The following is a 26,316-nucleotide window of genomic DNA, read 5'->3' on the forward strand; positions in this document are numbered from 1 at the left end:
GGAAGGCATGTCATATGACCCAGCTGGCGGAAGCAGCCCGACGCGTACCCCTGAACCGCGACCGCGTGCTGGAAGCCGCCGTCGCGCTTGCCGACGAGGTGGGAATTGAGTCACTGAGCATGCGTCGGCTCGCGCAGGAACTCGGCGTTGTTCCAATGGCGCTGTACAAGCACGTCGCCAACAAGGAAGAACTCCTGGACGGCATGGTGGACACCCTCGTCAGCGAAATCGACCCGCCCGTTCCGGAGGCGCCGTGGAAGTCTGCCGTCCGGCTGCGGGTGCTTTCGGCCAGGCGGGCACTCCTGCGGCACCCCTGGGCCCGCCCTGTGATTGAGACCCGCACCACCACCACGCCGGCCGTACTCGAGTACATGGACGGCTTTGTGGGAATGTTCCTTGGGGGAGGGTTATCCGTGGATCTCACGCACCACGTCATGCACGCCTTGGGCAGCCGGATGTGGGGGTTCACCCAAGAGGTCTTCGACGACTCGGCGGGGCGGGATGCCGGCGGGCAGCAAAGCATGCCGGCCGAGGTCCGGACCGCCATGGCGAGGCAGATGGCCGAGAGCTACCCGAATCTCTTTCGGATTGCCTTGGCGGCAGCACATGAGGATGAGTCCGTTGTAGGGTCCGGTTGCGATGACCAGTTCGAGTTCGAGTTTGCCCTCGACCTCCTCCTTGACGGATTTGAGCGGCTCCACGAGCAGGATTGGACGAGCACGATTGGACGGGCAGATGACCACAGTGACCGATGACGGAATCGGGTTCCGATCCCGTCGTGGACCCATTCTGATTGCTTTGATGCTCTCCACGGGCCTGGTGGCGATCGATGCCACAATTGTTGCCACGGCGGTGCCATCGATCGTTGATGACATCGGCGGGTTCTCCTCGTTCCCGTGGCTCTTTTCCGCATACCTGTTGGCCCAGGCGGTGTCCGTCCCTGTCTACGCCAAACTCTCGGATGTCCTGGGCCGCAAACCGGTCATACTCCTTGGCATCGGCCTTTTCCTGCTCGGATCGATTCTCTGCGGAGTGGCGTGGAGCATGCCGGCGCTCATCGCATTCCGCGTGCTTCAAGGGCTCGGTGCGGGAGCCGTGCAGCCTGTAGCCATCACCATTGCAGGCGACATCTACACGCTTGCGGAGCGGGCGAAGGTGCAGGGCTACCTGGCGAGCGTGTGGGCCGTTTCTTCCGTGGTGGGGCCAACACTGGGTGGCGTGTTCGCGTCGCTGGAAATCTGGCGTGGGATCTTCCTCATCAACATCCCGCTATGCCTCCTGGCGGGTTGGATGCTGATCCGTACTTTCCACGAGAACGTGGAGCGTACCAAGCACCGCATCGACTACCTGGGAGCCGGACTGCTGACGATCTCCCTGAGCCTGCTCATCCTGGGGGCGCTCCAAGGGGGCCAGGCCTGGCCGTGGAACTCACCCATCAGCATCACTGTATTTGCCGGGGGAGCCGTGGTGCTGATCGCGTTCCTCCTGGTGGAGCGGAAGGCGTCGGAGCCGGTCCTGCCGCCCTGGGTCGTCTCGCGCAGGCTGCTGGCGACGACGGCGATGGTCGCTTTCGGGGTCGGCGCGGTGATGCTGGGGCTCACCTCTTACGTGCCCACCTTCCTGGAAGGCGCACTGTCCACGTCACCGCTCCTGGCTGGCCTTGCGTTGGCAGCATTGACGCTGGGCTGGCCCATCAGCGCTTCCCAAGCCGGCCGGTTCTACCTCCGGATCGGGTTCAAGCGGACGGCCGTCATTGGCATCGTGATCACGGTGGTTGGCACCGCCGTCCTGGCCCTCACCGCCTCGTCGCCCAGCGTTCTGCTGGTGGCGGTTGCCTGTTTCATCGTTGGACTCGGGTTGGGCCTGGTGGCAACTCCAAGCCTCATTGCCGCCCAGACCAGCGTCGAATGGAATGAGCGCGGCGTCGTCACCGGGACCAACCTCTTTGCGCGTTCCATCGGCAGCTCCATCGGTGTGGCCGTGTTCGGGGCGGTGGCCAACGCCATTTATGCCAACGGTCCAAGCGGCGGCCCCGATCCTCAAACCACAGTTCACGCATCCGCTGCCGTCTTCATGGCTGTGCTTGTCAGTGCCATCCTCACGGTCGTGGCAGTTCTGGCGATGCCGTCGGAGGGCAAGGTCAGCAGGACGGAACCGGCAGGGAAGGCCAGCCCGGAACCTGCCAACGACTAGTCTCAAATCATGGAGAATCTGATCACGGGCACCCTGGAGAAGCTGTTCGAAGGCACTGTGTGGGCGGAGGGGCCAGTCTGGGTTCCTGCGTCGCAGACGGTTCGCTGGAGCGACATCCCCAACAACCGGATTCTCGAGTTCACGCCCGCCACTGCTCGGACGCGTGAGTATGCCACCGCCGTCGAATACACCAACGGGCGTACCCTCGACCGCGACGGCAGCGTGGTGCAGTGCAGCCATGGCCGCAGGCGCGTTGAGCGGGATCACGACGGCGTGGTGACCGGAATCGTCGATTCGTTCGGCGGACATCGGCTCAATTCGCCCAACGACGTCGTGGTGGCCGGCGATGGCACAGTCTGGTTTACGGATCCACCGTACGGAATCCTGCCCGGGACCGTCGAAGGCCACGAGGGCGAGCAGGAATACGGTGGTTGCTACGTCTTCCGCTTCGACCCGGGAACGGAAGAGCTGACGCCGGTGGTGACGGACCTTGTTCACCCCAATGGCCTGGCGTTCTCTCCGGACGAGTCGCTGCTGTACGTCGCTGACACGGCGGGTCCGGGCCTCGGGGTCCCCTTCCGGATCGCTGTTTATCCCGTTGAGGGCGGCGTTTGCGGGGAAGGCCGGACGTTTGTTGAGCTTGAAGATGACGCGGCATCGGACGGATTCCGCGTTGATGTCGACGGTAGGGTGTGGACGTCAGCTGGGTCATCGGTCCGCGTGTATTCGCCCGACGGCGGGTTGCTGACCGCCGTCGACGTTCCGGAAAGAGTCTCCAACCTTTGCTTTGGCGGAGCCGATGGCCGCGACCTGTACATCACCGCCACCACGTCCTTGTACCGACTGCGGACATCGACGCAGGACACGGTCGCGAAGCGTTAGCCAAGGCGAACCGTTCGACAGCTGGCCGTTAAGGGGAGCATAATGGTTAGCGGAGCTAATTAGCATTGCTAACTATTATCGCACCTCAGGAGGCGCCTCCCAGTGACGGCAAGCAAGCCAGCAACTAAAACCAGCACAGCAACTAAAACCCAAGCCACAGCCCAGGAATCCGACGGCATTCGGGCGGATATCCTGGCCATCGATCTTCGTACCGCCGTGATGCGCACTTCGCGCAGGCTCCGGATCGAAGCCACGGGCGATGTCATTACCCCAGGCCAGTACACAGTGCTCGCCCACCTCAACGCCGGTTCGCAGACACTCCGCGAATTGGCCGAACGCGAGCACGTCCAGGCCCCGTCGATGACCCGGATTGTGAACGCCTTGACGGACCAGGGTTTCGCTGCCCGGCAGCCGCATCCCGGAGACGGGCGGCAAGTCCACATCAGCATCACTCCCGCAGGCCAGGAAGTCCTGGCGGAGGCACGCAGCCAGCGGACTGCCTGGCTGGCCCAGCGAGTCGCAGGACTTAGCGAGGAGGACCGACTGACGCTCAGCCGCGCCGCGCACATCATGCAGGAAATGAGCGCCAAGTGAGTGCCATGTTCCGGGCCTTGGAGAACCCCAACTACCGGGTCTGGGCGGGCGGTGCGCTGGTCTCCAACGTCGGCACCTGGATGCAGCGAGTAGCCCAGGACTGGCTGGTCCTGACTGTCCTCACCAACCACTCCGGTACGGCCGTTGGCATCACTACGGCACTTCAGTTCCTCCCCATGCTGCTGCTGGGCCCCTACGCCGGCGTACTTGCCGACCGGTACCGCAAGCGCGTGATCCTGCTGTGGACCCAGGCCGCGATGGGGGTCTGTGGGCTGATCGTTGGCCTGCTGGTGGTCATGGGCTGGGCGCAATTGTGGCATGTCTACCTCGCTGCCCTTGCGCTCGGACTTGCTGCAGCGATCGACGGCCCGGCCCGGCAGGCGTTCGTTTCCGAACTTGTAGGACCGGACAAGATCTCCAATGCCGTGGCCCTCAATTCCGCGTCGTTCAACAGTGCCCGGCTGACCGGCCCGGCCATTGCCGGCGTGCTCATCGCGTGGATCGGTACGGGGCCCGTCTTCCTCCTGAACGCCGCGAGCTTTGTGGCGGTCATCATTTCGCTCTTCCGCGTCAAGATCTCCCAGCTCGAACCGAGCGTCCCGGTGGTTCGCGGCAAGCACCAAGTGGCGGAGGGCCTGCGCTACGTGCGTCAGCGTCCGGACCTGGTCCTCATCCTCGTCATGGTGGGGCTCCTGGGTGCCTTCGGCATGAACTTCGCTGTCACGAACTCCCTGATGGCCACCACCGAATTCGGCATGGGTCCTGAAGAATTTGGACTCCTCGGCTCCATCATGGCCGTGGGAACACTCGCAGGCGCCCTGCTGGCCGCCCGACGGTCCGGTCCCCGTCTGCGCTTCATGCTGGGGGGTGCCTTGACCCTGGGGGCCTTCACCCTCCTGGCCAGCATCTCGCCCACGTTTTGGATCTATGCGGCCGTCCTCATCCCCGTTGGCCTCGCCTCCATTACGTTCCTCAACAGCTGCAACACCACTATCCAGTTGTCCGTGGAACCACAGTTCCGGGGACGGGTCCTCGCCCTGTACCTTGCCATCCTGCAAGGGGGAACGGCGATTGGTGCTCCCCTGATGGGCTGGATCGGCACGGAGTTTGGTGCTCGATGGGCGGTGGCCGCTGGCGGAGCGATCGTCCTCGCCACGGGCGTCGCATCAGTGATCCTGGTCAGCCGTCGCAGCCAGCGCACCATCCGCGATCAGGTGCGTGCCGCGTGGCTCAGGAGGCGTGCGACGCAGGCTTCCTGAGGCCTTGGGCTCCTTGATGATCTAGCGGACCTCGAGGTCCTCCAGGGATTTGCCCTTGGTGTCCGAAGACAGCAGGGTGGCTATCGCCGAGACAAGGCAGATTCCCAGTGTGGTCAGGCCGATGACCATGGGGATGTTCGCTGATCCCGGGGGAGCGATCGCTGTGAAAAGGCTGGGGAAGAACGACGCGATCATGAGGCCGATGTTTTGTGAGACCGCGAAGCCCGTCACCCGCATCCGCATGGGGAACTGCTCCTGGAAGAAGGTGGCAAAGGTGGCGTTCCACATCTGGAAGAGGATGCCTTGCACGATCACAACGCAGATGAACACCAACGGCAGGCTTCGCTGTTCGATCGCCCAGAGGTACCCAACGGTCAGCAGTCCGCCGGAGATTCCACCGGCCACCATGAGGGCACGCCGACCGATCCGGTCGGACAGGGCGCCGAACAACGGGATGGTGGCTACCGCGGCCACGTTGGCAGCCATGGTGACCCAAAGGAACTCGCTGCTGGAGAAGCCGATGCCGTAGCCCTTCTGGGTGGCGAAGGAGACGCCGAAGATGAGGGTGGCCATGCCGATGACGTTGGTGAAGGTCATGAGGATGCACCGGACCAGGACCCAGGGGTGGGTGCGCAGGAGGTCGACCAAGGGGAACCTGCGCTTGGCGGTGGCGTCCTCGGACTGTGCCAGGTAGGCGGGCGGCTCCTGCACTCGGCGGCGGATGACGTACCCGGCGATGATCACGACTGCGCTGAGCAGGAAGGGCAGGCGCCAGCCCCATGAGTGGAACTGTTCTTCCGGGAGGAGGGCGGCGAGTGGAATCAGGACGGCTGTGGCGAGGATGGAGCCCACCTGCGTGCCTTGCAGGCTGAAGCTGGCAAAGAAGCCACGCTTGGAATCGGGGGAGTGCTCCACGATCATCGCGCTGGCGCCGCCCAGTTCGCCGGCGACCGCGAAACCCTGGATCAGCCGGAGGATTACCAGGAGGACGGGCGCAAGAAGCCCCACTTGACCGTAGGTGGGCAGGAGCCCCACGGCAAAGGTGGCGAAGCCCATGAGGAGCATCGCGAACACGAGCACCTTTTTGCGGCCGTGCCGGTCCCCGTAGGCACCCAGGACGACGGCGCCGAGCGGGCGGGAAACATAGCCCACCGCGTAGGTGGCCAGCGAGGCGATAATGCCGACGGTGGGATTCTCGGTGGGGAAGAAGATAGTGGGGAAAAGCAGGGTCGCTGCCAGTGAGTACAGGGCGAAGTCGTAGTACTCCAGCGCACTTCCGATCCAGCCGCTCATCGCGGCTTTCCTGGGATCCTTGTGGCCGGTGGCTTCGCTCTGGGTGGAGGGGAGATCCCTCCCGTGCATGACGCTCATTGCGGCTGAACTCCTATGTCGTCGTTGGCAAGGAACAAGAGCTCTTCCCATCCAAGACTGAACAATGCGGTGCTCATTCAGCGTGAGGAAGGTTACATCTTGAATCGATTCATAAATCATAAGTCGTGACCTGCGCTACGTCAACGCGCGGCGGATCCTTTATCACTCCACCGATGTCAATGGTTCGGACACGCTGGTTTCGGGTCTGGTCATCGCACCCGCTGCTCCGGCTGCGTTAGGGGGCATGCCGTGGAAGACTGGACGCATGTCTCCCCGTCCCATGAAACCGCGCCCCCAGTCCGACGCCGTTGAAAGCGACGGGCCCAAACCGGCGGCCAACGCACGTCGCCACCTCGCCATGAGGCTCGACGACGCGTGGCTGGGTTTCCAGACCCGCATTGCCATCCGGCGTGGCCGGGTAGAGACAGTAATTCCCTATACGGGCTACGGTTCCACGTCCTGGGTCCGGGTTCTCGCCCGGGTTGTACGGAGCGACCCCCGGGACGCTGCGGGCCACGCCAAGCCGTTGCAGGAAAGCATGCGCGGCTGGCGAAACTTCACGAGTGCCCCCGTGGCCAACGCCGCAGTGAAAGTCACTATCGACGGCACCGTTCATGACGTCGTCGCAGACCGCGGCGGAGTGGTGGATGCTCGGATCCCGGTAGCCCTCGACGCCGGGTGGCACGCCATCACGCTGCAGTCCGGTGAGTCCCGGGTAGTGGAGGCGCCCGTACGGATTGTCGCGGACGACGCAGACTTCGGCGTCGTATCCGACATCGACGACACCGTCATGGTCACTGCGCTGCCCCGTCCGTTCCTGGCCGCCTGGAACACGTTCGTCCTTAACGAGCACGCGAGGACGCCCACCCCCGGGATGGCCGTGCTGTACGAACGGATTGCCCGGACAGCCCCCTCAGCTCCCGTGTTGTACCTGTCCACGGGAGCATGGAACGTGGCACCCACGCTGTCACGGTTCCTGTCGCGCAATTTGTATCCTGCCGGCCCCAAGCTCCTGACCGACTGGGGCCCCACCCCTGACCGCTGGTTCCGCAGCGGCCAGGAGCACAAGAGGAACTCCCTGGAGCGCCTCGCCGAAGAGTTCCCGCACGTCAAGTGGCTGCTGGTGGGCGACGACGGGCAACATGACGAAGCCATCTATTCCGAATTCGCCCAGCAGCATCCCGAAAACGTCAGGGCAATCGCGATCCGCCAACTCTCGGCCGGCGAAGCCGTACTCGCCGGTGGCCGTTCCAAGTCCGGGGGCCAGCCCACTCCTGGCGTCCCGTGGATCTACGCCCCGGACGGTGCCGGGATGTCCGCGCAGCTCGAGGAGTTGGGGATTATCCGGTGACGTCGATGAACACAGGGTTCGCGTAGAACCAGGTGTCCGTCCACGGATCGGCGTCGCCGAGGTTGTCACCGTGGCGGATGGGGCCTGCAGGATCCACGGACGCGCCGTAGTATCCGGCCCTGTGGTCTGTACATTTGTCTATTCAGCAAACAGCTTTTCGCTGAATGTAGTGCCTCTTCCTGCAGGTCCCTTCCCTACGGTGGAACCAGATGCTTCGCACATCGATCCGCCGTAAGAAATGAGAATGCAGTGACTGAAATCAACCAACTCCACGTCGTCCCGCACTGGATCGGTGGCGCCGAGTCGCCGTCGGCCGGGGATCGCACGGCCCCTGTCTTCGATCCGGCCCTCGGCCGGGAAACCAAGCTGGTCAACCTCGGGAACGCGGAAGACATCGAGTCGGCCATCTCTTCGGCCCACAAGGCATTCCCGGCCTGGCGCGATATGTCCATCACCAAGCGACAGCAAATCATCTTCCGCTTCCGGGAACTGCTGAATGAGCGCAAGGGCGAACTCGCCGGCATCATCACCTCCGAGCACGGCAAGGTGGTCTCCGACGCCCTTGGTGAAATCACCCGCGGCCAGGAAGTCGTGGAACTGGCCACCGGCTTCCCGCACCTCATCAAGGGTGAGCATTCGGAAAATGTCTCCACCGGCGTCGACGTTTACTCCACCAAGGCCCCGCTGGGCGTTGTGGGGATCATCAGCCCGTTCAACTTCCCGGCCATGGTGCCGCTGTGGTTCCTGCCGATCGCCATCGCCGCCGGCAACACCGTGGTGTTGAAGCCGAGCGAAAAGGACCCGACGGCGGCCAACTGGCTCGCTGCCCTGTTCACCGAGGCCGGGCTTCCTGATGGTGTCTTCAACGTGCTGCACGGCGACAAGGAAGCAGTGGATGGGCTTCTGGAGCACCCGGACGTCAAAGCGATTTCCTTTGTCGGTTCCACACCGATTGCCCAGTACATCTACGAGACCGCTGCCCGCAACGGCAAGCGCGTCCAGGCGCTGGGCGGGGCGAAGAACCACATGTTGGTCCTGCCCGACGCCGACCTCGAGTTGACTGCCGACGCCGCCATCAACGCCGGCTTCGGTTCCGCCGGTGAACGCTGCATGGCCATCAGCGTGGTGGTCGCCGTCGAACCGGTCGCCGACGCGCTGATCGGGAAGATCACCGACCGCATGTCCACCCTGAAGATCGGCGATGGCCGACGCAACTGCGATATGGGCCCGCTTGTCACCCGCCAGCACCGCGACAAGGTGGCGTCCTACATTGACGTCGCCATCGAGGACGGCGCCAAGGTCGTGGTGGACGGCCGCGGCATCGAGGTGGACGGGGACCAGAACGGTTTCTGGCTTGGCCCGACGCTCATCGACGACGTTCCGGTCACCTCCCGGGTGTACACCGAGGAAATCTTCGGCCCCGTGCTGGCCGTGGTCCGCGTGAAGAGCTACGAAGAGGGCCTGCACCTGATCAACTCCGGCGCCTTCGGCAACGGCACGGCGATCTTCACGAACGACGGCGGCGCCGCCCGCCGCTTCCAGACCGAGGTCGAGGTGGGCATGGTGGGCATCAATGTGCCGATCCCCGTGCCCGTGGCCTACTACTCCTTCGGCGGCTTCAAGGACTCCATCTTCGGCAGCTCCAAGGCCTACGGCCTGCAGGGCTTCCAGTTCTTCACCCGCGAGAAGGCCATCACGTCACGTTGGCTCGACCCCAGCCACGGCGGCATCAACCTGGGCTTCCCGCAAAACTAACGAAAGGTGAGAGTGTCCCTATGTTTTTCGTCAAGCGGTTTTGGGTGTTGGGGGTTGGTAGAGGGTGCCGTCGCGGAGCATGGCGTAGAGGGTGTCGCAGCGTCGTCGTGCGAGGGCGATGAGTGCTTGGTTGTGGCGTTTTCCTTCGGCTCGTTTGCGTTCGTAGTATGCCCGGGACGGTGGGTCGTGGAGCGCAGCGAATGCGGAGAGGAACAGGGTTCGTTTGAGGACTTTGTTGCCTTTTCTTGAGGAATGGTCGCCGCGGATGGAGGACCCGGATCGCCAGGTGACGGGGGCCAGCCCGGCGTAAGAGGCCAGGTGCCCGGCGGTGGGGAACTCTTTCCCGGCGACTTCGGTGAGGATTCGTGCGGCGGTCCTGATGCCCACGGCCGGCAGAGACATCAGGACCGGGTGAAGAGGGTGGGCCTCCACGAGAGCTTCGACCTGGGTGAGGACCGTGGCGCGGCTTTCGTGGAGCCCGGCGAGCATGGCCGCGAGCTGGGGCAGCACGATGGTCGCGGCGTTCGTTCCTACGACAGTGACTGTTTGCCGGCCCAAGGCCTCGATGATGTCATCGGCAAGACGTTCACCCATCCGCGGCGCGAGTTTGCTCAGCCGGGTCCCGATCCGGCGCCGGCCCGCGTGACGGAGCGCTTCAGGGGTAGGCCAGGTCCGCAGCAGGTCATGCACCGCCGGGTGGTCCATGTAGGGTCCCAGCACCCTTTCCAGAGCTGGGTGGATCTGGGTGAGCAGCCCACGGATCCGGTTCGAAGTCGCCGTGGCCTGCTTGGCCAGATCCTCGTCGAACCCGCAAAGCATGCTCAGCTCAGCGAGCTGCTCATCGACCAACTGAACCGAGCGCAGGGCATGCGGCATGGTCCTGGCGGCCTCGGCGATGATGAACGCGTCCCGGGCATCGGTCTTCGCCTCTCCGGGGTGAAGATCCGCGATCCGGCGCATCGCCAGCCCCGGCAGGTAGCCGACCAGCACCCCGGCGGCCTGGGCAACCGCTACCGGCAACGCGCCGATAGTCGCTGGCTGGTCAACGACCAGCAACACACGTCCGGCGTCCACAAGTTCGGCGATGATTTCCCGGATTTTGGCTTCATCGTTGGGCAGCGCCCGGTCCAGTAATTTCCTGCCGGCCCGATCCACGGCAACGGCATGATGGACGCCCTTGCCAACATCCAGCCCAATAAACACCTCGACACCGTCGTGGTTCGTGATCATCTGGCACCTCCAGTCGTAGTCAACTACCTCCACTGGCCCACCATCGGTGTCAGGACCCGGCACCCACGTTACGCACGACGTTCCCGAACTGTCCTGCCCCTATCAGCGGTCTCCCGGCACCTACCAACCCCGGTGACAACACTCTCAAGATCATCGACTGACAGAGCGTCACAATCATGCCGGGATCAGCAGGCCAGCACACCCATATCCTGCACCAGGAAACAGGCTACGAAAAAGGTAACGAGCGTCCGTATTTTGTGGCCGGGAGGTGAGAGCGCGTCTGACCTGATGGACGCCCTCTCACCTCCTGCCCGTTTTGGGCTAACGCTCTTCCACCTTTCGCCCGTTTTGGGCTAACGCTCTTCCAGGAACTCGACGGCGGCGAACAGTTCCAGCCTGTCGCGCAGGCTGTCGAGGTTGAGTCCCAGGACGGTGCCCGCAGCATCAATGCGGTTCCTGAGGGTGTGCCGGTGAACCCCCAACTGCCGTGCCGTCCGGTCCCAGACGCAGTTGTTCGCCAGCCACGCAGTGACCGTCGGCAACAGTTGGGTCTGCTCCGATTCATCATGCTTGGCCAACGGCTCAATCAGGCGCCGAGCAACTGACCCAGCCTCTTCCCGGTGCAGCAGGCCCAGCATCCCGCCTTGCGAAATCTCATCGAAGGCCACCAGTGGGCGGGAGAGTTCCGACGCCCGTTGCAATGATCGCCCGGCTTCCTTCAATGCCTTGTCGAGGTGGCCGAAGTCCGTTTCCCCGGAAGAGCCCGCGGTTGCGCCGTACCTTTCCAGGAGGACAGTGACCTTTTGCTGGAGGGCTGGCCCGGCCAGCACCACGATGTTCTCGTTCCGCTGGGCGTAGAAGACGGCACCGCGGTGGTCGTCCGACAACAACTCCAGCGCTTCCAAGAGGTTCTGTCCCTGCCCGGGAGGCTGCGCCAAGGTCACCACCAAGGGGTTCGCAGGCAGCCGGCCCCAGACCTGCCGGGCCGTGCGCTCAGCAACATCCGTGCTTCCCGCCAGCAATTGCTCGAAAACGCCTGCACGCAGGTGGCGGCGTGCCGTATCCAGGTTTCGCGTCTGCTCCAGTGCAAGGCTTGCCAAAGCAATCACGCTGTTGATGATGTCCGTGCGGGCCGGGTCCAGGGGTTCGATGGCGCCCAGGACCAAGACTCCGCGCAAATGGTGCCTGCGGCCCAGCGTCTGCAGGGTGATCTGCTCGCCGTCGACCGTCAGTTGCGACACAGAACGCGATCCTTGGTCGAGGGATTTCCGCACGGCTTCTTCCACTCCAGGCATCAGGGCAGAGGGCACGGGACGGTTGTTGGGCATCAGGATGTGGTTTCCTGCGGCGTCGAACAGGGCTACCCAGCCATGCAGTTGCCGTTCGAGTTCGGCCAATATGGATCGCAGTCCGTCGGGACGAAGGGCGGCCCGCGCGATGGCCCGTTGGGCTTGGAGCGACCACTCAGACCGCGCGTTCTGTTCCCTCGCCAACCAGTCCGCAACGAACCGTATGACAGCGATGAAGGGAGTCCTGTCGGGGACCTCGAGCAAGGGCAACCCTTGGGTCCGGCATGCCTCAACCAGCCCTGCCGGCAGTGCACCGTGGATCACTTGAGTGGCAAAACCGAGGCCGCTGATCCCGTGTTTGACCAACCGCTCCACGTAATCGCTGTAAAGGGAAACAGGGGCATCGCCGACAGGAAATTGCGTTCCATCCGTCAGGAGCAGTTGCCCGGCGTCGAGGAACGGGGTGGGGTCGTCAAGGTCCGAACTATGGACCCAGGACACCGAAGCATCCGCCGCGGGATCTGCGGCCTCCGGGGTCACCAGCCTCAGGTTCAGCGAGCCCTTGTGGAGGATCGTGTTGATAGTTGGCGGCATGCTCAAGCGCTCCTTGGAAAAACGTAGTTCCACACCCCGCTAACTATACAAATGTCGAGAGATACATCTCCTCCCAAAAGCTCATGATGAAAGGGAAGCCCCCGCCCTTTCGAGAGGACCCTCCAATGTCTCCCACCCGGACCGCCCTGGCAGTTTCCACGTCAAATGCCGAGGTTGCTGCCTTGGACACGGCCAATGTCTTCCACTCGTGGTCAGCACAGAAGTCCTTGAAGCCCCTGGCTATCGCCGGTGGTTCCGGCAGCACGGTCTGGGACCACGAAGGCAGGACGTACCTGGACTTCTCCAGCCAGCTGGTCAACACCAACATCGGCCACCAGCACCCGCGCCTGATCGAGGCCATCAAACAGCAGCTGGACACCCTCACCACGGTTGCACCCTCGCATGCCAACCACACCCGCGCCCTGGCAGCCCGGAAGGTCCTGTCCCACGCGCCGTCGAATATGGACAAGGTGTTCTTCACCAACGGCGGCGCTGACGCCAACGAGAACGCCATACGCATGGCCCGCCTGCACACCGGGCGGGACAAAGTCATCTCCCGTTACCGCTCGTACCACGGCAACACCGGTGCAGCCATCGTGGCCACCGGTGACTGGCGCCGCATCCCCAACGAATACTCCCGCGGACACGTCCACGTCTTTGGGCCGTACCTTTATCGCTCCGAGTTCTGGGCCGAAACCCCGGAACAGGAAGCGGAGCGCGCCCTGCAGCACCTGCGCCGCACCATCGAACTCGAAGGGCCGCAATCAGTGGCCGCTGTGCTCCTCGAAACCGTTCCCGGCACCGCCGGCATCCTGCTCCCGCCGCCCGGCTACCTGGAAGGCGTCCGCGCACTCTGCGATCAGCACGGAATCGTCCTGATCCTGGACGAGGTCATGGCCGGCTTCGGCCGCACCGGCGACTGGTTCGCCCTGGACGCCTTCAACGTCAAGCCCGATCTCATCACCTTCGCCAAAGGAGTCAACTCGGGCTACGTGCCGGTGGGCGGCGTCATCATCTCCGAAGAAATCTCGGCCACCTTCGACGAAAGGGTCTTCCCCGGAGGCCTCACCTACTCCGGCCACCCACTTGCCGCTGCCTCCATCGTGGCCTCGATTGAGGCGTTCGAAGAAGAGAACATCATCGGGAACGCCGCACGCATCGGCGCCGACCACTTGGAGCCCGGCCTGAAGGTCCTCGCTGCCAAGCACGGTGTCATCGGTGAAGTGCGCGGACGCGGCGTGTTCTGGGCCCTCGAACTCGTCGAAGACCGCGAAACCCGCACGCCCGTTACTGCAGGGTTCATGGGCAAGCTCAAAGCGGAACTGCTCAACCGCGGACTGTTGCCCTTCATCGCCGACAACCGCGTGCACGTGGTGCCTCCCGCCGTCGTGACCCCCGAAGAAGTGCGCCAGGCACTGGCGATTTACGACGACGCCCTGACCGCCGTTAGTTGACAGGAAAGTGCCCATGACTTTTTTAGCCCAAGACCCACCACAGCCCCAACTGAGCAGTTTCGGAGAAGCATCCAGCCTGCCGGCACCGTAGCTTTGGGATATCCGCAAGATATCCAGCAGAGAAGAGGGGCCTGCCATGGCTGAGACCGGAACGACCCACAAGACCAAGTCCTACGACGGCTTTACGGAGGAAGAGCGCGCCGCAATGAAGGAGCGCGCTCAGGAGCTGAAGAAGGCTCCGCGCAAGAAGGCGTCCAAGGCAGACGGTGAAGCCGACGTGATGGCAAAGATCGCCGAAATGCCCGAGGCGGACAAGGTCATGGCCGAACGGCTCCACGCAATCGTCAAGGAACACGCGCCGGAACTGACGCCCAAGACCTGGTACGGGATGCCGGCCTACGCCAGGGACGGGAAGAACATCGTCTTCTTCCAGAGCTCACACAAGTTCAAGGCACGGTACGCCACGCTCGGCTTCGAAGAAAACGCCAAGCTCGACGACGGCGCCATGTGGCCCACGTCGTTTGCCCTCAAGGAGATTACTCCGGAGGTCGAAACGAAGATCGTCGAACTCATCAAGCGGGCCATCGCCTGACGGTCTGAAATCCGCGACGGCGGCTGGTCGCCCACACGGGCGACCAGCCGCCGTCGTTGACTCTCAAAGGAGGTCAGTAGGTGGGATCTGGGTTCGGGTGCGGCGGAACGGGCCCAGGATCGGGCGCCGGTGACGGGCCAGGTGTTGGGTTGGGGCTTGGAATGGGACTGGGCGGAAACGGTGTGGTGGGGTCCGGTGGTGGCGCCACGGGTCCGGGATCCGGTGGGAATGGCTCGGGCTCGTGAGTTGGCGGAAGGGTCATGGTCTCTCCTTTGCGTCCTCAGGTAGATACCCGCAGCCTACGCGCCGTCGGCACGAAGGTGAACGCATCAGGCGATTTTAGGTCAAATGACCTAGAATCAAGTTTATGAACGATCTCCTTGAACTCGATCCCTCCGGCCCTGTGCTGATCGCAGGCGGCTACGGCACAGTCGGAACTGCCCTCACCCAACTCGCCGCGAAGGAGTGGCCCCTACTTCTGACCGGGAGGAATCCAGACCGGGGAAGCAGCCTCGCCAACGAAAGAGTTGCCGTCCGTCGGTGGGACCTCAACCAGCCGGAACCCTTCAAAGCCAACGTCAGGGCCGTCATCAGCACGGTCAACGACCCCGACGACAGGGTGCTCCGCGCGGCAGTCCAGGCCGGGATTCCATATGTTGACGTCACCCGCTGGACCAGCCGTGTCACCCGGGCCCTGACCCTGGCAACCCTCATGCAGCCGGAAGCTCCCGTGCTGTTGAGTTCGGGCTGGATGGGAGGCATTACCAACATCGTGGCAGCGGCATTGGCTGAGGAAGTGGGAGGCGCTGACCAGATCGACGTCGCCATCCGCTATGACACCAACGACCAAGCCGGCGCCGACTCTGTCGACTTTATCGACCGGCTGGGACTGGACTTTGAAGTACGCAAAGGCGGTACGGCCGCCGTCGTACGTCCCCTCAGTGACACCCGCTGGGTGGACATTGCCGGCCACCGCACCAAAGTCGCCCGCCTGGACACCCCTGAGCAGTTCACCTTGCCGCTGACTATCGGCGCCGGCTCGGTGGCCACGAGGATTGGCTTCAGTTCCAACACCTCCACGACGGCGTTGCTCGCCGCGAGGACGATAGGGCTGTTCCGCTGGGGGAGCGGAGAACGGTGGGAACCGCTCCGGCGGTCCCTTTTGTACTCGCCGGGATCGGGCGGAACCGCGCACCTTCGTGTGGATGTGGAGGGGCCGGGCGGCACCAGAACTGCCGTCATTTCGGATCCCCAGGGACAGGCGCACCTGACCGCGTTGGGTGGTTTGTTGGGACTCCACTCGGTGCTTGGCGCCGGGGCACAGGCAGGAGTCTTTTTCCCTGAATCGGTGCCGGAACCGGCCTCGCAGCTCGCGAAACTGGAATCGTGGGGTGTGACAATATTGAGGTCATGACCGAAAGCAAGGGCGCCCTGCGGAAGGCGGCGCTCCTTGACGCTGCGGAGGAAGTGCTGGTCACCAAGGGGAACGCAAACGCAGCAATGCGGGACTTCGCCGCCGCTGCAGGTGTGCGGATAGGGCACCTGCAGCACTACTTCCCAACCCGGGCCGACCTCATCCGTTCCGTCCTTGAACGGACACTCGAGCGCTCGCTGCGGAGGCTTGAGGAAACGGCCGGGTTTGAGCTCGGTGCCGAGTCTTCCGGCCAACTTTCCCAGAACGATTCCCACCGCCTGCTCACGGCGCTGCTCCAGGAGCATTCGGGCCTGGCAGACGTCAGGATGCACCTGGAAATCTGGGCCATGGCTGCCTCCGACGAGTCAGCGGCCGGTGCCGTGAGGGCGTTCTATTCACAGTACTCGGCGCGTGTGCAAGGCGTGGTCCGGCGTGGCAGGCCGGACCTTACCGAGCCCCAAACAAGCGACGTTGCCGCCGCGATAGTGAGCCTCTTCGAAGGCGCTGCCGTCACACGGTCCGACATCGCAGGACTGCGAACTGAACAAGGCGACCAAACCATCATTCGCACGGCACAGTGGTTGATCCACGGACAGGAAGCTCCTCTGTGACTCAGGTGATGCCCACCCCCGCCCAACTTCGGTGGCAACAGTTGGAATTCGGCGCGTTCATCCACTTCGGCATCAACACCTTCGCCGGTAAGGAATGGAGCGACGGCAGCATCCCGGCCTCCACCTTCAACCCCTCAGAGCTCGACGCCGGAAGCTGGGTTCGCGTGGCCAAGGAAGCGGGTGCCAGGTACTTGGTCCTCACTGCCAAGCACCATGACGGCTTCTGTCTCTGGCCGACGACCACCACTGACTACTCCGTCGCTTCCTCGCCGTGGCGCGGTGGCAAGGGCGACGTGGTTCGCGACGTCGCCGAGGCCTGCGCGGAACAGGGGATAGGACTGGGCCTCTACCTGTCACCCTGGGACCGGAACGCCGACTGCTACAGCGATTCCGCAGCCTATGACGACTTCTACCTCCAGCAGCTCACGGAACTGTGCACGGGCTATGGTCCGCTCATGGAGCTGTGGTTCGACGGCGCGGGTTCGGTGGGCCGGGAGTACGACTGGGACAGGATCATTGCGGTAGTTAAGGAACACCAGCCTGAGGCCATGATTTTCAACATGGGCCAGCCGACCATCCGCTGGGTGGGCAACGAGAACGGCCTGGCGTTGGATCCCGTGAACTACGTGGTGGACCGCACGTCCGATACCCAATACACGGACTCCAGCTCGGGGCTCGGAACTGCGCACTACTTGCCGCCCGAATGCGACGTTTCCATCCGTCGTGGCTGGTTCTGGCACCCGGACGACGAAGTAAAATCCACCGGGCACCTGCTCGCGATCTACTACCAGTCTGTGGGTATGGGAGCCAACCTTCTGCTGAACCTGCCGCCGGACACCCGCGGATTGATTCCCGACGAGGACGTGCGACGGCTCCGGGAATGGACGGCGGAGTTGGACCGTCGGCTCTCCGGCGCGGTTGAGGCAACCGTAGAACATCACGACGGCGGAGCGACCTTGAGCTTTCCGGCTGCGGTCACCTTCAATCACCTTGAGCTCGTGGAGGACCTGAGTTCGGGGCAGCGGATCACGCACCACGTTGTTTCCGGAGATGATTCAAAGCTTGTTGAGGGAAAGACGGTCGGTAACCGACGCATCCACCAGCTGCCCGTTGTCACCGCAAAAAGGTTGCACGTGAAACTGAGCGGTGAAGGTGGCAGCATGGCATCGGCGCGGGTCTACACCGGGGCCCTCGATGCTGCAGTGCCAGCGATTCCCGAGGGCTACGAGGCTCCCACGGACGCGCCGGACTGACGTCTGCAGGGCCCGGGCGGGCCGGCACTGCCAGCCGCCGGGCAACGTTCCCGGGGGTGCTCCTTATTTTGTCGGTGCCTCCTGCAAGAGTATGGACATGGAGCAGATTTGGGACAGGCGAGCGGGTGTGGTGGCGTCGGGCGCGCCCATTCCTGCGCTGGTTCCTGTCGGTGACGATTCCGTTCGTCCAAGCCGTATCCGGCTCGGTGCTGTGGAGTCCGGCACTGTCAGTGGCGACTTGATCAATCAGTTGCGGGCGTTGGAGGAGATGAAGTCAGCCATCGTTGCTTTGCAGGTGAGGATCGCGGTGGCGTTGGATCTGGCGCAGCGCCAGGAGCAGGCAGAAGCCGGTGTGCCCGTGTCCGAGCGGGGTAAGGGTGTTGGGGCGCAGGTGGCGTTGGCTCGGCGGGAGTCCCCGAACCGTGGGTCCCGGCTGTTGGGGATGGCCAAAGCCCTGGTCATGGAGATGCCGAGGACTCTGGCGGCGCTGGAGTCAGGGGAGTTGAATGAGTGGCGTGCCACGTTGCTGGTGAAGGAAACGGCGTGCTTGTCTGTGGAGGACAGGTGTGCGGTGGATGAGGAACTCGCCGCGGACACCGGAACTTTCGACGGCGCTGGGGATCAAGCGATCATTGCCGCGGCGAAAGCGGCCGCGTACCGGCGTGATCCGCGGTCGGTGGTGAAGCGTGCCTCCCACGCCGTGTCCGAGCGGACCGTGAGTCTTCGTCCGGCGCCGGACACCATGACGTACTTGACTGCGTTGCTGCCGGTCGCGCAAGGGGTCGCGGTCTATGCCGCGCTCACGCGTCGGGCTGATTCTGCCCGTTCGGCCGGTGATCCCCGGAACCGGGGCCAGGTCATGGCCGACACCCTCGTCGAGCGCATCACCGGTACACCGGGAGGGATCTCAGGGATCAACCTGGACCTCGTCATGACCGACCGAACCCTCTTCCAGGGCGATGCCGAACCCGCACGCGTGAAGGGCTACGGAATCGTCCCAGCAGGGTGGGCCCGGAAACTGGTCGGTGCCGGCGGTGCAGGCCCTGTCGGCGGTGCAGGCGGCGCAGGCAGGGAGATTCCAGTCGTCCAGGATCCCTCGGCTGGCAGCGACTCCGGTCCTCCGCGGAATCCTGAGCTCCAGGTCTGGGTCCGCCGGCTCTACACTGCACCGGCCACAGGAGATCTCCTGACAACGGATTCCAAAGCCAGACTCTTCCCACCACGACTCAGACGTTTCATCGAAACCCGCGATGACACCTGCCGCACCCCCTACTGCGACGCGCCCATCCGCCCCATCGACCACATCGTGCCCTGGCACGCCGGAGGCACCACCACCCTGGCCAACGGGGCCGGACTCTGCGAAGCCTGCAACCACACCAAAGAAAACCCGGGCTGGAGCGCCAACACCAGGCCCGGGGAAAGACACACCCTGGAAATACGCACGCCCACCGGACACAGCTACCGCTCGCAAGCGCCGCCCCTGCCCGGGCACCGGCCCTCCAGAACGTAATCACCGCCGTTCAAACGTGCCCGCAGGACGCCCATATCGGTGCGTCCTGACGTGCCCTGAAAAGTTTTCAAAAAAGATTCGTACCCGGCGTAACCCTTTGGCGTACGTGGACGATTACGTCTGTGAAAGGGCCGAGCTGGAATTTGTCCCCCATCATGTTCCAGCTCGGCTCTTCCTTGTCCGGATCAATTTGCCTGATCAGATTTTCCTCGGACAAGCGGGTCCTCCGTGAGGATGGCCCGGCAGAGCAGATACCCTTGGTGAAGTCCTCCGTCGTGCAAAGGCGGGTGACCTGGCTACAAAGCCACGGACCTGCCGCCGATCGAAAGTCCCATAACTGTGACCGACGCATTGACCGACGAAGCGCTTCATGCGCTCAAGGGCAATAACGCGGAACTGTTCAGTGCCGTCTACCAGTCCTACGCGGGCCAGGTTCTCGGCTACCTGACGGCCAAAGGCGTGCCCGATCCTGAAGCAAGTACGCAGGATGTGTTCCTCGCGGTCTTGCCGCGGCTGGATGACCTCAGCGGCGGTGTTAACGGCCTGCGGACATTCATCTTCTCGGTGGCCCATGCACGCATGGTGGATGAGCACCGGAAGCAAAGCCGGGCTCCGATACACCACGAGTTCGAGCCCGAGCGGGATACGCGCGAATCGAGCTCTGCGGAGGCCGAAGCTTTGACCAGGCTGGCGCCGAATGAGGTGGCAGCACTCCTGGATTACCTGGGCGACGACCAACGTGAGGTCCTGAACCTCCGCATCGTGGCCGGCCTGACGGTTGAACAGGTAGCCGACATCATGGGGAAAACCGCCGGCGCAGTAAAGCAGTTGCAGCGCCGGGCTCTTATTACGCTCCGTGAGCATTCGGCAGTAAAGGAATACGTGTCGCCATGACATACAGGGATACAGACCGCGAAGCGATGGTTGACGAGTTGTTGCTCGACGCCGATCTCGCCGACGCCTCGGACGTCCGGAATACGCTGCTTTCGCTGGGTACCTTTGCCAATCTGTCGGCTCCTGCCCCCAGCGCGGAGCTCGCTGCCATGATCGCCGGACCGCACGATGAACTGTCCAAGCGTCGTTGGCGGCACAAGCATCGGACCGCTGTGGTCAGCATTGCCGTGGTTGCTGCGATGGGACTTGGTGTGAGCGGTGTTGCCGCGGCCAGTTCGGGCTTCACTCGGAACCCGTCTTTCATTGATGAACTCATCGGGAATTTCCAGCCCCAGCCGGCAGTCGCCGCGCCGGTACTCCCTGCGCCCGATGCGCCACGTGTCAGCACGGAAGCGGCTCCTGCCGCAGATCCGGCCGCTGTTCCACCTGCCTCGGAAGTGCCGTCGATTCCCGTCGCAGGCACCGTGCCAACACCAGCGATGCCTGTCGAAAATCCCGCCCCGGCACAAACCCCGGCAAAGGCGCCGGCAGCGGACGTGGCACAGCCGCCGGCAGCGGTCGCTGTCCCGGAAGCCACCGTACCCACCCCCGCCGTCCCGAACGGGTCCAAGCCAAACCCGGCCCACAACGCGCAGGCGAAGCCGAGCCAGGTCAAGCCGCGGGGCCAGGAAGCAGTCTGGCCTGAAGCATCAAAACCCGGTGCGGGGCAGTCAGACAAGCCCGGGGCCCAGGGCAGCAAACAAGGCCCGCAGCTTCCGTCGTTGTCCGACAAGCGCGCAGAAGAGCAGTTCCAGACTGCGATGGACAAGTGGAAGCAGTGGCTGAAACGCGGTCACCGCTAGTCGTGTTTGGGGGCTGGCTACGCCAGAACCTGGCGCTTCGAAGAGATAACCCCGGTATCGAAGCCAGCCAGATGGAGGCCACCGTGGAAGCGGGCGTGCTCGATCTTCACGCAGCGGTCCATGACCACGTTGAGGCCCGCAGATTCGGCGTCGCGGGCAACCTCTTCATGCCACGAACCGAGCTGCAGCCACAGCGTCTTGGCGCCAACCGCGACGGCTTCGTCCAAGACCCCCGGAAGGTCGTCGTTCTTGCGGAAGACGTCCACGATATCCGGTGACTCGGGAAGGTCGGCCAGCGACGCGTACGTTGGCTGGCCCAGGATTTCCTTGACCACAGGGTTGACGAAGTAGACCTTGTAACGGGTGGACGACTGCAGGTACGTGGCCACGAAGTAGCTGGCACGGGACGGCTTGTCCGAGGCACCAACGATCGCGATGGACTTCGCCTGCCGGAGGAGTGCCAGGCGCTCAGGAGCAGATGGGCCCTCCCAGGTACGTTCAGTGGTGCTCATGCTTTCGCTCCTACGGTTTGAGTGCCTGCCGCCGGGATTGCCACCGCGCAGGCTTCACCTGGTTCTTCATCAGATGCAACCGTCTGGGCCGCCGTCAGCGCCTGGTCCAGGTCCCAGAGGATGTCCTCAAGGTCTTCCAAGCCAACGGAGATCCGGACCAGGTCCTCCGGCACACCAGCCGACTCAAGCTGTTCGGCGCTGAGCTGCTGGTGGGTGGTGGAACCGGGGTGGATGACCAAGGTGCGGGCGTCGCCCACGTTGGCCAGATGGGACGCGATCTGCAGCGACTCGATAAACTTCCGGCCAGCTGCACGACCCCCGGCAACACCGAACGAGAAAACGGAACCCGGCCCCTTGGGCAGGTACTTCCGTGCGCGATCGAAGTGCGGGTGGGACGGCAAACCTGAGTAGTTCACGTACGCCACGCGGGGATCGGCATCGAGCCATCCGGCCACGGCCTGGGCGTTCTTCAGGTGCTCATCCAGGCGCTGGGGGAGCGTTTCAACACCCTGCAGCAGCTGGAACGCGGAAAGGGGTGAGAGCGCCGGGCCGATGTCGCGAAGGTGCTCGCAACGCAGCTTGGTGAGGAAGCCGTATTCGCCAAAGTTGCCCCACCAGGAGACATTGCCGTAGGACGGGACAGGTTCGGTCATCATGGGGAACTTGCCGTTGCCCCAATTGAACCGGCCGCTTTCCACGATCACACCGCCCAGGGTGGTGCCGTGGCCGCCGATGAACTTGGTGGCCGAGTGGATCACGATGTCCGCACCGTGCTCGAACGGCCGCACGAGGTAAGGCGTGCTCAAGGTGGCGTCGACCACCAAGGGGATACCGGCGTCGTGCGCTACCTTGGCCAGCCCGGCAAGATCCTGCACTTCCGACGACGGGTTCGCAACGACCTCGACGAACAATGCCTTGGTGTTCTCCTGAATGGCTGCGGCGTAATCGGCCGGATCCGTTCCGGGCACGAAGGTGGTGCCCACGCCAAAGCGGCGAAGGGACACGTCCAGCTGCGTGACAGTGCCGCCGTACAGCTGGGACGCCGCGACGATGTGGTCGCCGGACTGCGTCAGCGCGGCGAAGGTGATGAACTCGGCAGCCATGCCCGACGCCGTTGCTACCGCCCCGATCCCGCCCTCAAGGGACGCGATACGCTCCTCGAAAGCCGCGACAGTTGGGTTGCCGATGCGCGAGTAGATGTTGCCGTACTTCTGCAGGGCGAAGAGGTTCGCGGCATCGTTGGTGTCCTTGAAGACGAAGGACGTGGTCTGGTAGATCGGCACCGCGCGGGCGCCGTGCTCGGCGTCGGGAGTGCCTCCGGCATGGAGGGCACGGGTGCGGAATCCGAAGGTACGGTCAGCCATCAGACTGCCACCGAATCGGCGACGGGTGTGGAGGAGAGGTCCAGCTCGGTGCCGTTCTTGCGGGCAAGGTCTGCTTCGAGTTCACGGACGATCGGCAGGACGTCCTGGCCGAACGCAGCGAGCTCTTCCTGGAAGTGCAGGTACCCGGTGAGGAACAGGTTCACGCCGATCTTCTTGTACTCCACGATCCGCTCGGCAATCTGTTCCGGGGTGCCGATCAGCTGGGTCTTGAAACCGTCGTTGTACTGGACCAGGTCCTCAAACGTGGAGTCCGCCCACATGCCCTTGCCGTCCTTGGTGGAGGCGCCGGCTTCCTGCACGGCGTCCCGGAAGCCCTGGACTGCCGGCTTGTGGGCCTTTTCCACGATCTCACGGAGGGTGTCGCGTGCTTCCTTCTCGGAATCGCGGGCGATCACGAAGCCGTTGAGGCCAAACTTCGGCAAGGACAGCGCTCCCTCGGTGCCGCGCTTAGTCTCACCGGAAGCGGCCACCACGCCGGCGATGTTCTCCTTGAAGCCCTCCAGGTCCTTGCCGTTGGAGAAGTACCAGTCCGCCACGCGGCCCGCAGTGGCCTGAGCCGCCGTCGAGTTTCCGCCGAAGAAGATTTCCGGGTGCGCACGCCCGGGAACGTCGACGGGCGCCGGGTTCAGGGTGAAGTCGGTGATGTTGTAGTACTTGCCGCCCTGGCTGTAGCCCTGCTCGGTCCACAGGCCGCGGAGGACCTTGATGAATTCCTCGGTGCGGACGTAGCGCTCATCGTGTTCCAGCCATTCGAGGCCGAAGTTGGTGAACTCGCTCTTGAGCCAGCCCGAGACGATGTTCACGGCAGCACGGCCATTGGAGATGTGGTCCGCGGTGATGATGAATTTCGCCAGGACGCCGGGGTGCCACATGCCCGGGTGGACGGCGGCGATGACCTTGAGACGCTCGGTCGCCGCGAGGAGCGCCAGGCTGAACGACGTCGCTTCGTGCTGCTTATCCGCACCGTAGGAAGCGGCGTAGCGGGTCTGGGTCAAGGCATATTCGAAGCCGGAGTTCTCCGCGATCCGGGCAAGCTTCTTGTTGTAGTCGAAGTCCCAGCCGGTGCGCTGCTCGATGGTGGACACCACCAGGCCGCCGGAGACGTTGGGAACCCAGTAGGCGAACTTGAGCGGCTCGGAGAGTCGGGCGACGTTGCTGATCTCGGTCATGAATTTTCCTTTACTAGGGCCCGCTCGCGCAGGACGTCCTGGATGCCGGCAATAGCCGGTTCGTTCTGGAGTGAGGTGGTATCGCCCAGGGCGGTCCCCTCAAAAAGCTGGGTCAACAGACGGCGCATGATCTTGCCGCTGCGGGTTTTGGGTACGTCAGCCACCACGACGACGTCGCGCGGCTTGGCGATGGGGCCGATCTCCTTGGCAACGTGGTTGCGCAGGTTGTTGGTCACTTCCGCAGCTGACCCACCGGAGGCGTCACTGCGGGCGTCAGTGCGGGCGTCACCGCGAAGGACGACGAACGCGACCACCGCGTGCCCGGTGGTGGGATCGGCCACCGGACAGACCCCGGCCTCCACCACGTCCGGGTGTGAAACCAGCGCAGACTCGATCTCGATGGTGGACAGCAAATGGCCTGAGACGTTGAGGGTGTCGTCCACGCGCCCAAGGATCCAGATGTCGCCGTCGGAGTCGTATTTGGCGCCGTCGCCGGCAAGGAACCAGCCCTGCTCCGCGTACTGGCTCCAGTAGGAATCGAAGTACCGCCGCGGGTTGCCCCAGACGGTCCGTGCGATGGCGGGGCCGGGACGGTCCACCACGATGAAGCCCTGCACGCCGGGCTCCGAAAGAGTGCCGGCCTGGTCCACTACCCGCGTGCTGACCCCTGGAAGCGGCCGTGCGGCACAACCGGGTTTGAACTCGGTGTCCGTTGGTGAGGGAGACATGATGGTGGCGCCCGTTTCGGACTGCCACCACGTGTCCACCATGGGTGCAGTGCCCCCGCCGATGTTCCCGCGCAGCCAGCGCCAGGCTTCGGGGTTCACGGCCTCGCCCACCGTGCCCAATACACGGATGGAGGAGAAATCGTAGCTCTCCGGCACGCCGTCGGGGAACCAACCCATGAGGGAGCGGACCAGCGTGGGCGCGGTGTAGTACTGGGTGACCTTGTAACGCTCGATGATCTCGAAGTGCCGGCCCGGATGCGGGGTGTTGGGGGTGCCCTCGAAAATCACCTGGGTGACGCCGTTGGAGAGCGGCCCGTAGATCTCGTAGGTGTGGGCCGTGACCCACGCGAGGTCAGCGGTGCACCAGTGCACGTCGCTTTCCCGCAATGACGGGTCCGGGTTGCTGAAGAGGTACTCGAAACTCCAGGAGGCCTGCGTGAGGTAACCGCCCGAGGTGTGAACCAGGCCTTTCGGCTTACCCGTGGTCCCGGAGGTGTACATGATGAACAGCGGAGTCTCGGCGTCGAAAGCCTTCGGCTCGTGCACGTCGGAGGCGGTGTCCACGACATCGTGCCACCAGACGTCGCGGCCTTCCTTCATGTTTACGCTGGCCAGATCCCCGGCAGGAGTGGTCCGGTTGATAACCAGTACGTGCTCGATGGCGTTGTCACCGGCGACGGCGGCATCGGCATTGTCCTTCACGGGCACAGCCGTTCCGCGCCGGAACTGCCCGTCCGTAGTAACCAGGAGCTTCGCCTGTGTGTCCTGCACGCGGAAGCGGAGCGCCTCGGCCGAGAAGCCGCCGAAAACCAAGGAGTGGATGGCGCCGATGCGTGCCACGGCAAGCGTAACGATCACAGTTTCGGGGATCACCGGCAGGTAGATGACCACGCGGTCGCCCTTGGTGATCCCAAGGTCCAGGAGCGCGTTGGCGGCCTTGGACACCTCGCGTTGAAGCTCTGCATAGGTGATGGCACGGCGGTCACCCGGCTCGCCCTCGAAGTACAGGGCTACCTTGTCACCCTTGCCGGCAAGCACATGCCGGTCCACGCAGTTGTACGCGACGTTCAGTTTGCCGCCGTCGAACCATCTGATGTCCGGGCCGCGGCCCGCTTCGACGTCTGTCGGCGTCCAAGTGTGCGCGGTGTGCCACGGCGCCGCCCAATGCAGGCGGCGTGCCTGCTCTTCCCAGAAGCCGACGGCCGATCCGGTCTCATCAAAACCGCTGTGACGCGCCCGCTCGCCGAAATCAGCGCCGTGCACTGCGCCGTCCGCGGGCTCAGTCGAGGACCATCCCGATGAGCCGTGAAGGGAGCCGGGCGCGTCAAGCAGCCCTGCTTCAGAGGCCGTCGCGTCCGAAGTGGTGTGTGAAATTTTGGGTACGGCAGAAGTCATGCGAAATCTCCATGCCTGGAATTGGCGCAGTGCGATTCA

Annotated in this window: 22 protein-coding genes; 15 read left to right on the forward strand and 7 right to left on the reverse strand. The window is 63.9% G+C overall.

From position 1 onward, the window contains the following. Positions 1-14 precede the first annotated feature (14 nt). The 5 genes from J3D46_RS07410 to J3D46_RS07430 all read left to right on the forward strand — a co-directional run bounded on the left by J3D46_RS07410 (position 15) and on the right by J3D46_RS07430 (position 4,928). Positions 15-755 (forward strand): TetR/AcrR family transcriptional regulator C-terminal domain-containing protein, encoded by a 741-nt coding sequence (locus J3D46_RS07410; protein ID WP_231340302.1) that lies wholly within the window; start codon positions 15-17, stop codon positions 753-755. Next, positions 736-2,193, forward strand: coding sequence for an MFS transporter (locus tag J3D46_RS07415; RefSeq protein ID WP_253466084.1), 1,458 nt, complete (start codon positions 736-738; stop codon positions 2,191-2,193). The genes J3D46_RS07410 and J3D46_RS07415 overlap by 20 nt, the downstream gene beginning before the upstream one ends. 9 nt (positions 2,194-2,202) lie before the next feature. After that, positions 2,203-3,075 carry an SMP-30/gluconolactonase/LRE family protein gene (locus J3D46_RS07420; RefSeq protein WP_253466086.1) on the forward strand — a complete coding sequence of 291 codons (873 nt, stop codon included), beginning with the start codon at positions 2,203-2,205 and terminating at the stop codon, positions 3,073-3,075. Positions 3,076-3,294: 219 nt separating this feature from the next. Beyond that, positions 3,295-3,669 carry a MarR family transcriptional regulator gene (locus tag J3D46_RS07425; RefSeq protein WP_231340348.1) on the forward strand — a complete coding sequence of 125 codons (375 nt, stop codon included), beginning with the start codon at positions 3,295-3,297 and terminating at the stop codon, positions 3,667-3,669. Then, positions 3,666-4,928, forward strand: coding sequence for an MFS transporter (locus J3D46_RS07430; RefSeq protein WP_253466089.1), 1,263 nt, complete (start codon positions 3,666-3,668; stop codon positions 4,926-4,928). Before J3D46_RS07425 ends, J3D46_RS07430 begins: the two co-directional genes overlap by 4 nt. Before the next feature lie 21 nt (positions 4,929-4,949). On the opposite strand, the gene J3D46_RS07435 is transcribed toward J3D46_RS07430, so the two are convergent. Continuing rightward, positions 4,950-6,299 (reverse strand): MFS transporter, encoded by a 1,350-nt coding sequence (locus J3D46_RS07435; protein WP_253466092.1) that lies wholly within the window; start codon positions 6,297-6,299, stop codon positions 4,950-4,952. A gap of 265 nt (positions 6,300-6,564) precedes the next feature. Between J3D46_RS07435 and J3D46_RS07440 the strand changes: the two genes are divergently transcribed. Both J3D46_RS07440 and J3D46_RS07445 read left to right on the forward strand, forming a co-directional pair. Beyond that, positions 6,565-7,650 (forward strand): App1 family protein, encoded by a 1,086-nt coding sequence (locus tag J3D46_RS07440; protein WP_231340307.1) that lies wholly within the window; start codon positions 6,565-6,567, stop codon positions 7,648-7,650. Positions 7,651-7,899: 249 nt separating this feature from the next. After that, positions 7,900-9,405 (forward strand): CoA-acylating methylmalonate-semialdehyde dehydrogenase, encoded by a 1,506-nt coding sequence (locus J3D46_RS07445; protein WP_253466095.1) that lies wholly within the window; start codon positions 7,900-7,902, stop codon positions 9,403-9,405. Positions 9,406-9,435: 30 nt separating this feature from the next. Here the strand turns inward: J3D46_RS07445 and J3D46_RS07450 are convergent, their stop codons facing one another. Together J3D46_RS07450 and J3D46_RS07455 are read right to left on the reverse strand one after the other, a co-directional pair. After that, positions 9,436-10,635, reverse strand: a complete 1,200-nt coding sequence (locus tag J3D46_RS07450; protein ID WP_231339521.1) for an IS110 family transposase — start codon at positions 10,633-10,635, stop codon at positions 9,436-9,438. Between the two features lie 353 nt (positions 10,636-10,988). Continuing rightward, positions 10,989-12,518, reverse strand: coding sequence for a PucR family transcriptional regulator ligand-binding domain-containing protein (locus J3D46_RS07455; RefSeq protein ID WP_253466098.1), 1,530 nt, complete (start codon positions 12,516-12,518; stop codon positions 10,989-10,991). A 125-nt stretch (positions 12,519-12,643) separates the two neighbouring features. Between J3D46_RS07455 and J3D46_RS07460 the strand changes: the two genes are divergently transcribed. The 8 genes from J3D46_RS07460 to J3D46_RS07500 all read left to right on the forward strand — a co-directional run bounded on the left by J3D46_RS07460 (position 12,644) and on the right by J3D46_RS07500 (position 21,088). Then, positions 12,644-13,972 (forward strand): aspartate aminotransferase family protein, encoded by a 1,329-nt coding sequence (locus J3D46_RS07460; protein WP_253466100.1) that lies wholly within the window; start codon positions 12,644-12,646, stop codon positions 13,970-13,972. A gap of 136 nt (positions 13,973-14,108) precedes the next feature. Beyond that, complete coding sequence (locus J3D46_RS07465; RefSeq protein ID WP_253466103.1) at positions 14,109-14,564, forward strand: iron chaperone; 456 nt, start codon at positions 14,109-14,111, stop codon at positions 14,562-14,564. Between the two features lie 367 nt (positions 14,565-14,931). After that, a complete protein-coding gene (locus J3D46_RS07475; protein ID WP_253466107.1) occupies positions 14,932-15,978 on the forward strand; it encodes a saccharopine dehydrogenase in 1,047 nt (348 codons plus the stop codon). Next, the gene (locus tag J3D46_RS07480) at positions 15,975-16,589 is read left to right on the forward strand and encodes a TetR/AcrR family transcriptional regulator (RefSeq protein ID WP_253466110.1); all 615 of its coding nucleotides are present in this window, start codon (positions 15,975-15,977) and stop codon (positions 16,587-16,589) included. Before J3D46_RS07475 ends, J3D46_RS07480 begins: the two co-directional genes overlap by 4 nt. Further along, positions 16,586-17,842: an alpha-L-fucosidase gene (locus J3D46_RS07485; protein WP_253466113.1), complete on the forward strand. Its 1,257-nt coding sequence runs from the start codon at positions 16,586-16,588 to the stop codon at positions 17,840-17,842. Before J3D46_RS07480 ends, J3D46_RS07485 begins: the two co-directional genes overlap by 4 nt. A gap of 268 nt (positions 17,843-18,110) precedes the next feature. Further along, a complete protein-coding gene (locus tag J3D46_RS07490) occupies positions 18,111-19,352 on the forward strand; it encodes an HNH endonuclease (RefSeq protein WP_374110835.1) in 1,242 nt (413 codons plus the stop codon). A 339-nt stretch (positions 19,353-19,691) separates the two neighbouring features. Then, the gene (locus J3D46_RS07495) at positions 19,692-20,246 is read left to right on the forward strand and encodes an RNA polymerase sigma factor (RefSeq protein WP_231340316.1); all 555 of its coding nucleotides are present in this window, start codon (positions 19,692-19,694) and stop codon (positions 20,244-20,246) included. Then, complete coding sequence (locus tag J3D46_RS07500) at positions 20,243-21,088, forward strand: hypothetical protein (RefSeq protein WP_253466118.1); 846 nt, start codon at positions 20,243-20,245, stop codon at positions 21,086-21,088. Before J3D46_RS07495 ends, J3D46_RS07500 begins: the two co-directional genes overlap by 4 nt. Positions 21,089-21,105: 17 nt before the next feature. Here J3D46_RS07500 and J3D46_RS07505 read toward each other — a convergent pair whose 3' ends face one another. From J3D46_RS07505 to acs, 4 genes are read right to left on the reverse strand one after another with little or no spacing between them, the layout of a single operon-like run. Next, complete coding sequence (locus tag J3D46_RS07505; RefSeq protein ID WP_253466120.1) at positions 21,106-21,600, reverse strand: CoA-binding protein; 495 nt, start codon at positions 21,598-21,600, stop codon at positions 21,106-21,108. Beyond that, positions 21,597-22,964, reverse strand: coding sequence for an O-acetylhomoserine aminocarboxypropyltransferase/cysteine synthase family protein (locus J3D46_RS07510; RefSeq protein WP_253466122.1), 1,368 nt, complete (start codon positions 22,962-22,964; stop codon positions 21,597-21,599). The genes J3D46_RS07505 and J3D46_RS07510 overlap by 4 nt, the downstream gene beginning before the upstream one ends. Beyond that, positions 22,964-24,154: a dimethylsulfone monooxygenase SfnG gene (gene sfnG / locus J3D46_RS07515; RefSeq protein ID WP_253466125.1), complete on the reverse strand. Its 1,191-nt coding sequence runs from the start codon at positions 24,152-24,154 to the stop codon at positions 22,964-22,966. Before sfnG ends, J3D46_RS07510 begins: the two co-directional genes overlap by 1 nt. After that, positions 24,151-26,277 (reverse strand): acetate--CoA ligase, encoded by a 2,127-nt coding sequence (gene acs, locus J3D46_RS07520; protein WP_253466128.1) that lies wholly within the window; start codon positions 26,275-26,277, stop codon positions 24,151-24,153. Before acs ends, sfnG begins: the two co-directional genes overlap by 4 nt. Positions 26,278-26,316 lie beyond the last annotated feature (39 nt).

It is taken from the genome of Paenarthrobacter sp. A20 (assembly GCF_024168825.1).
Lineage (GTDB): Bacteria > Actinomycetota > Actinomycetes > Actinomycetales > Micrococcaceae > Arthrobacter.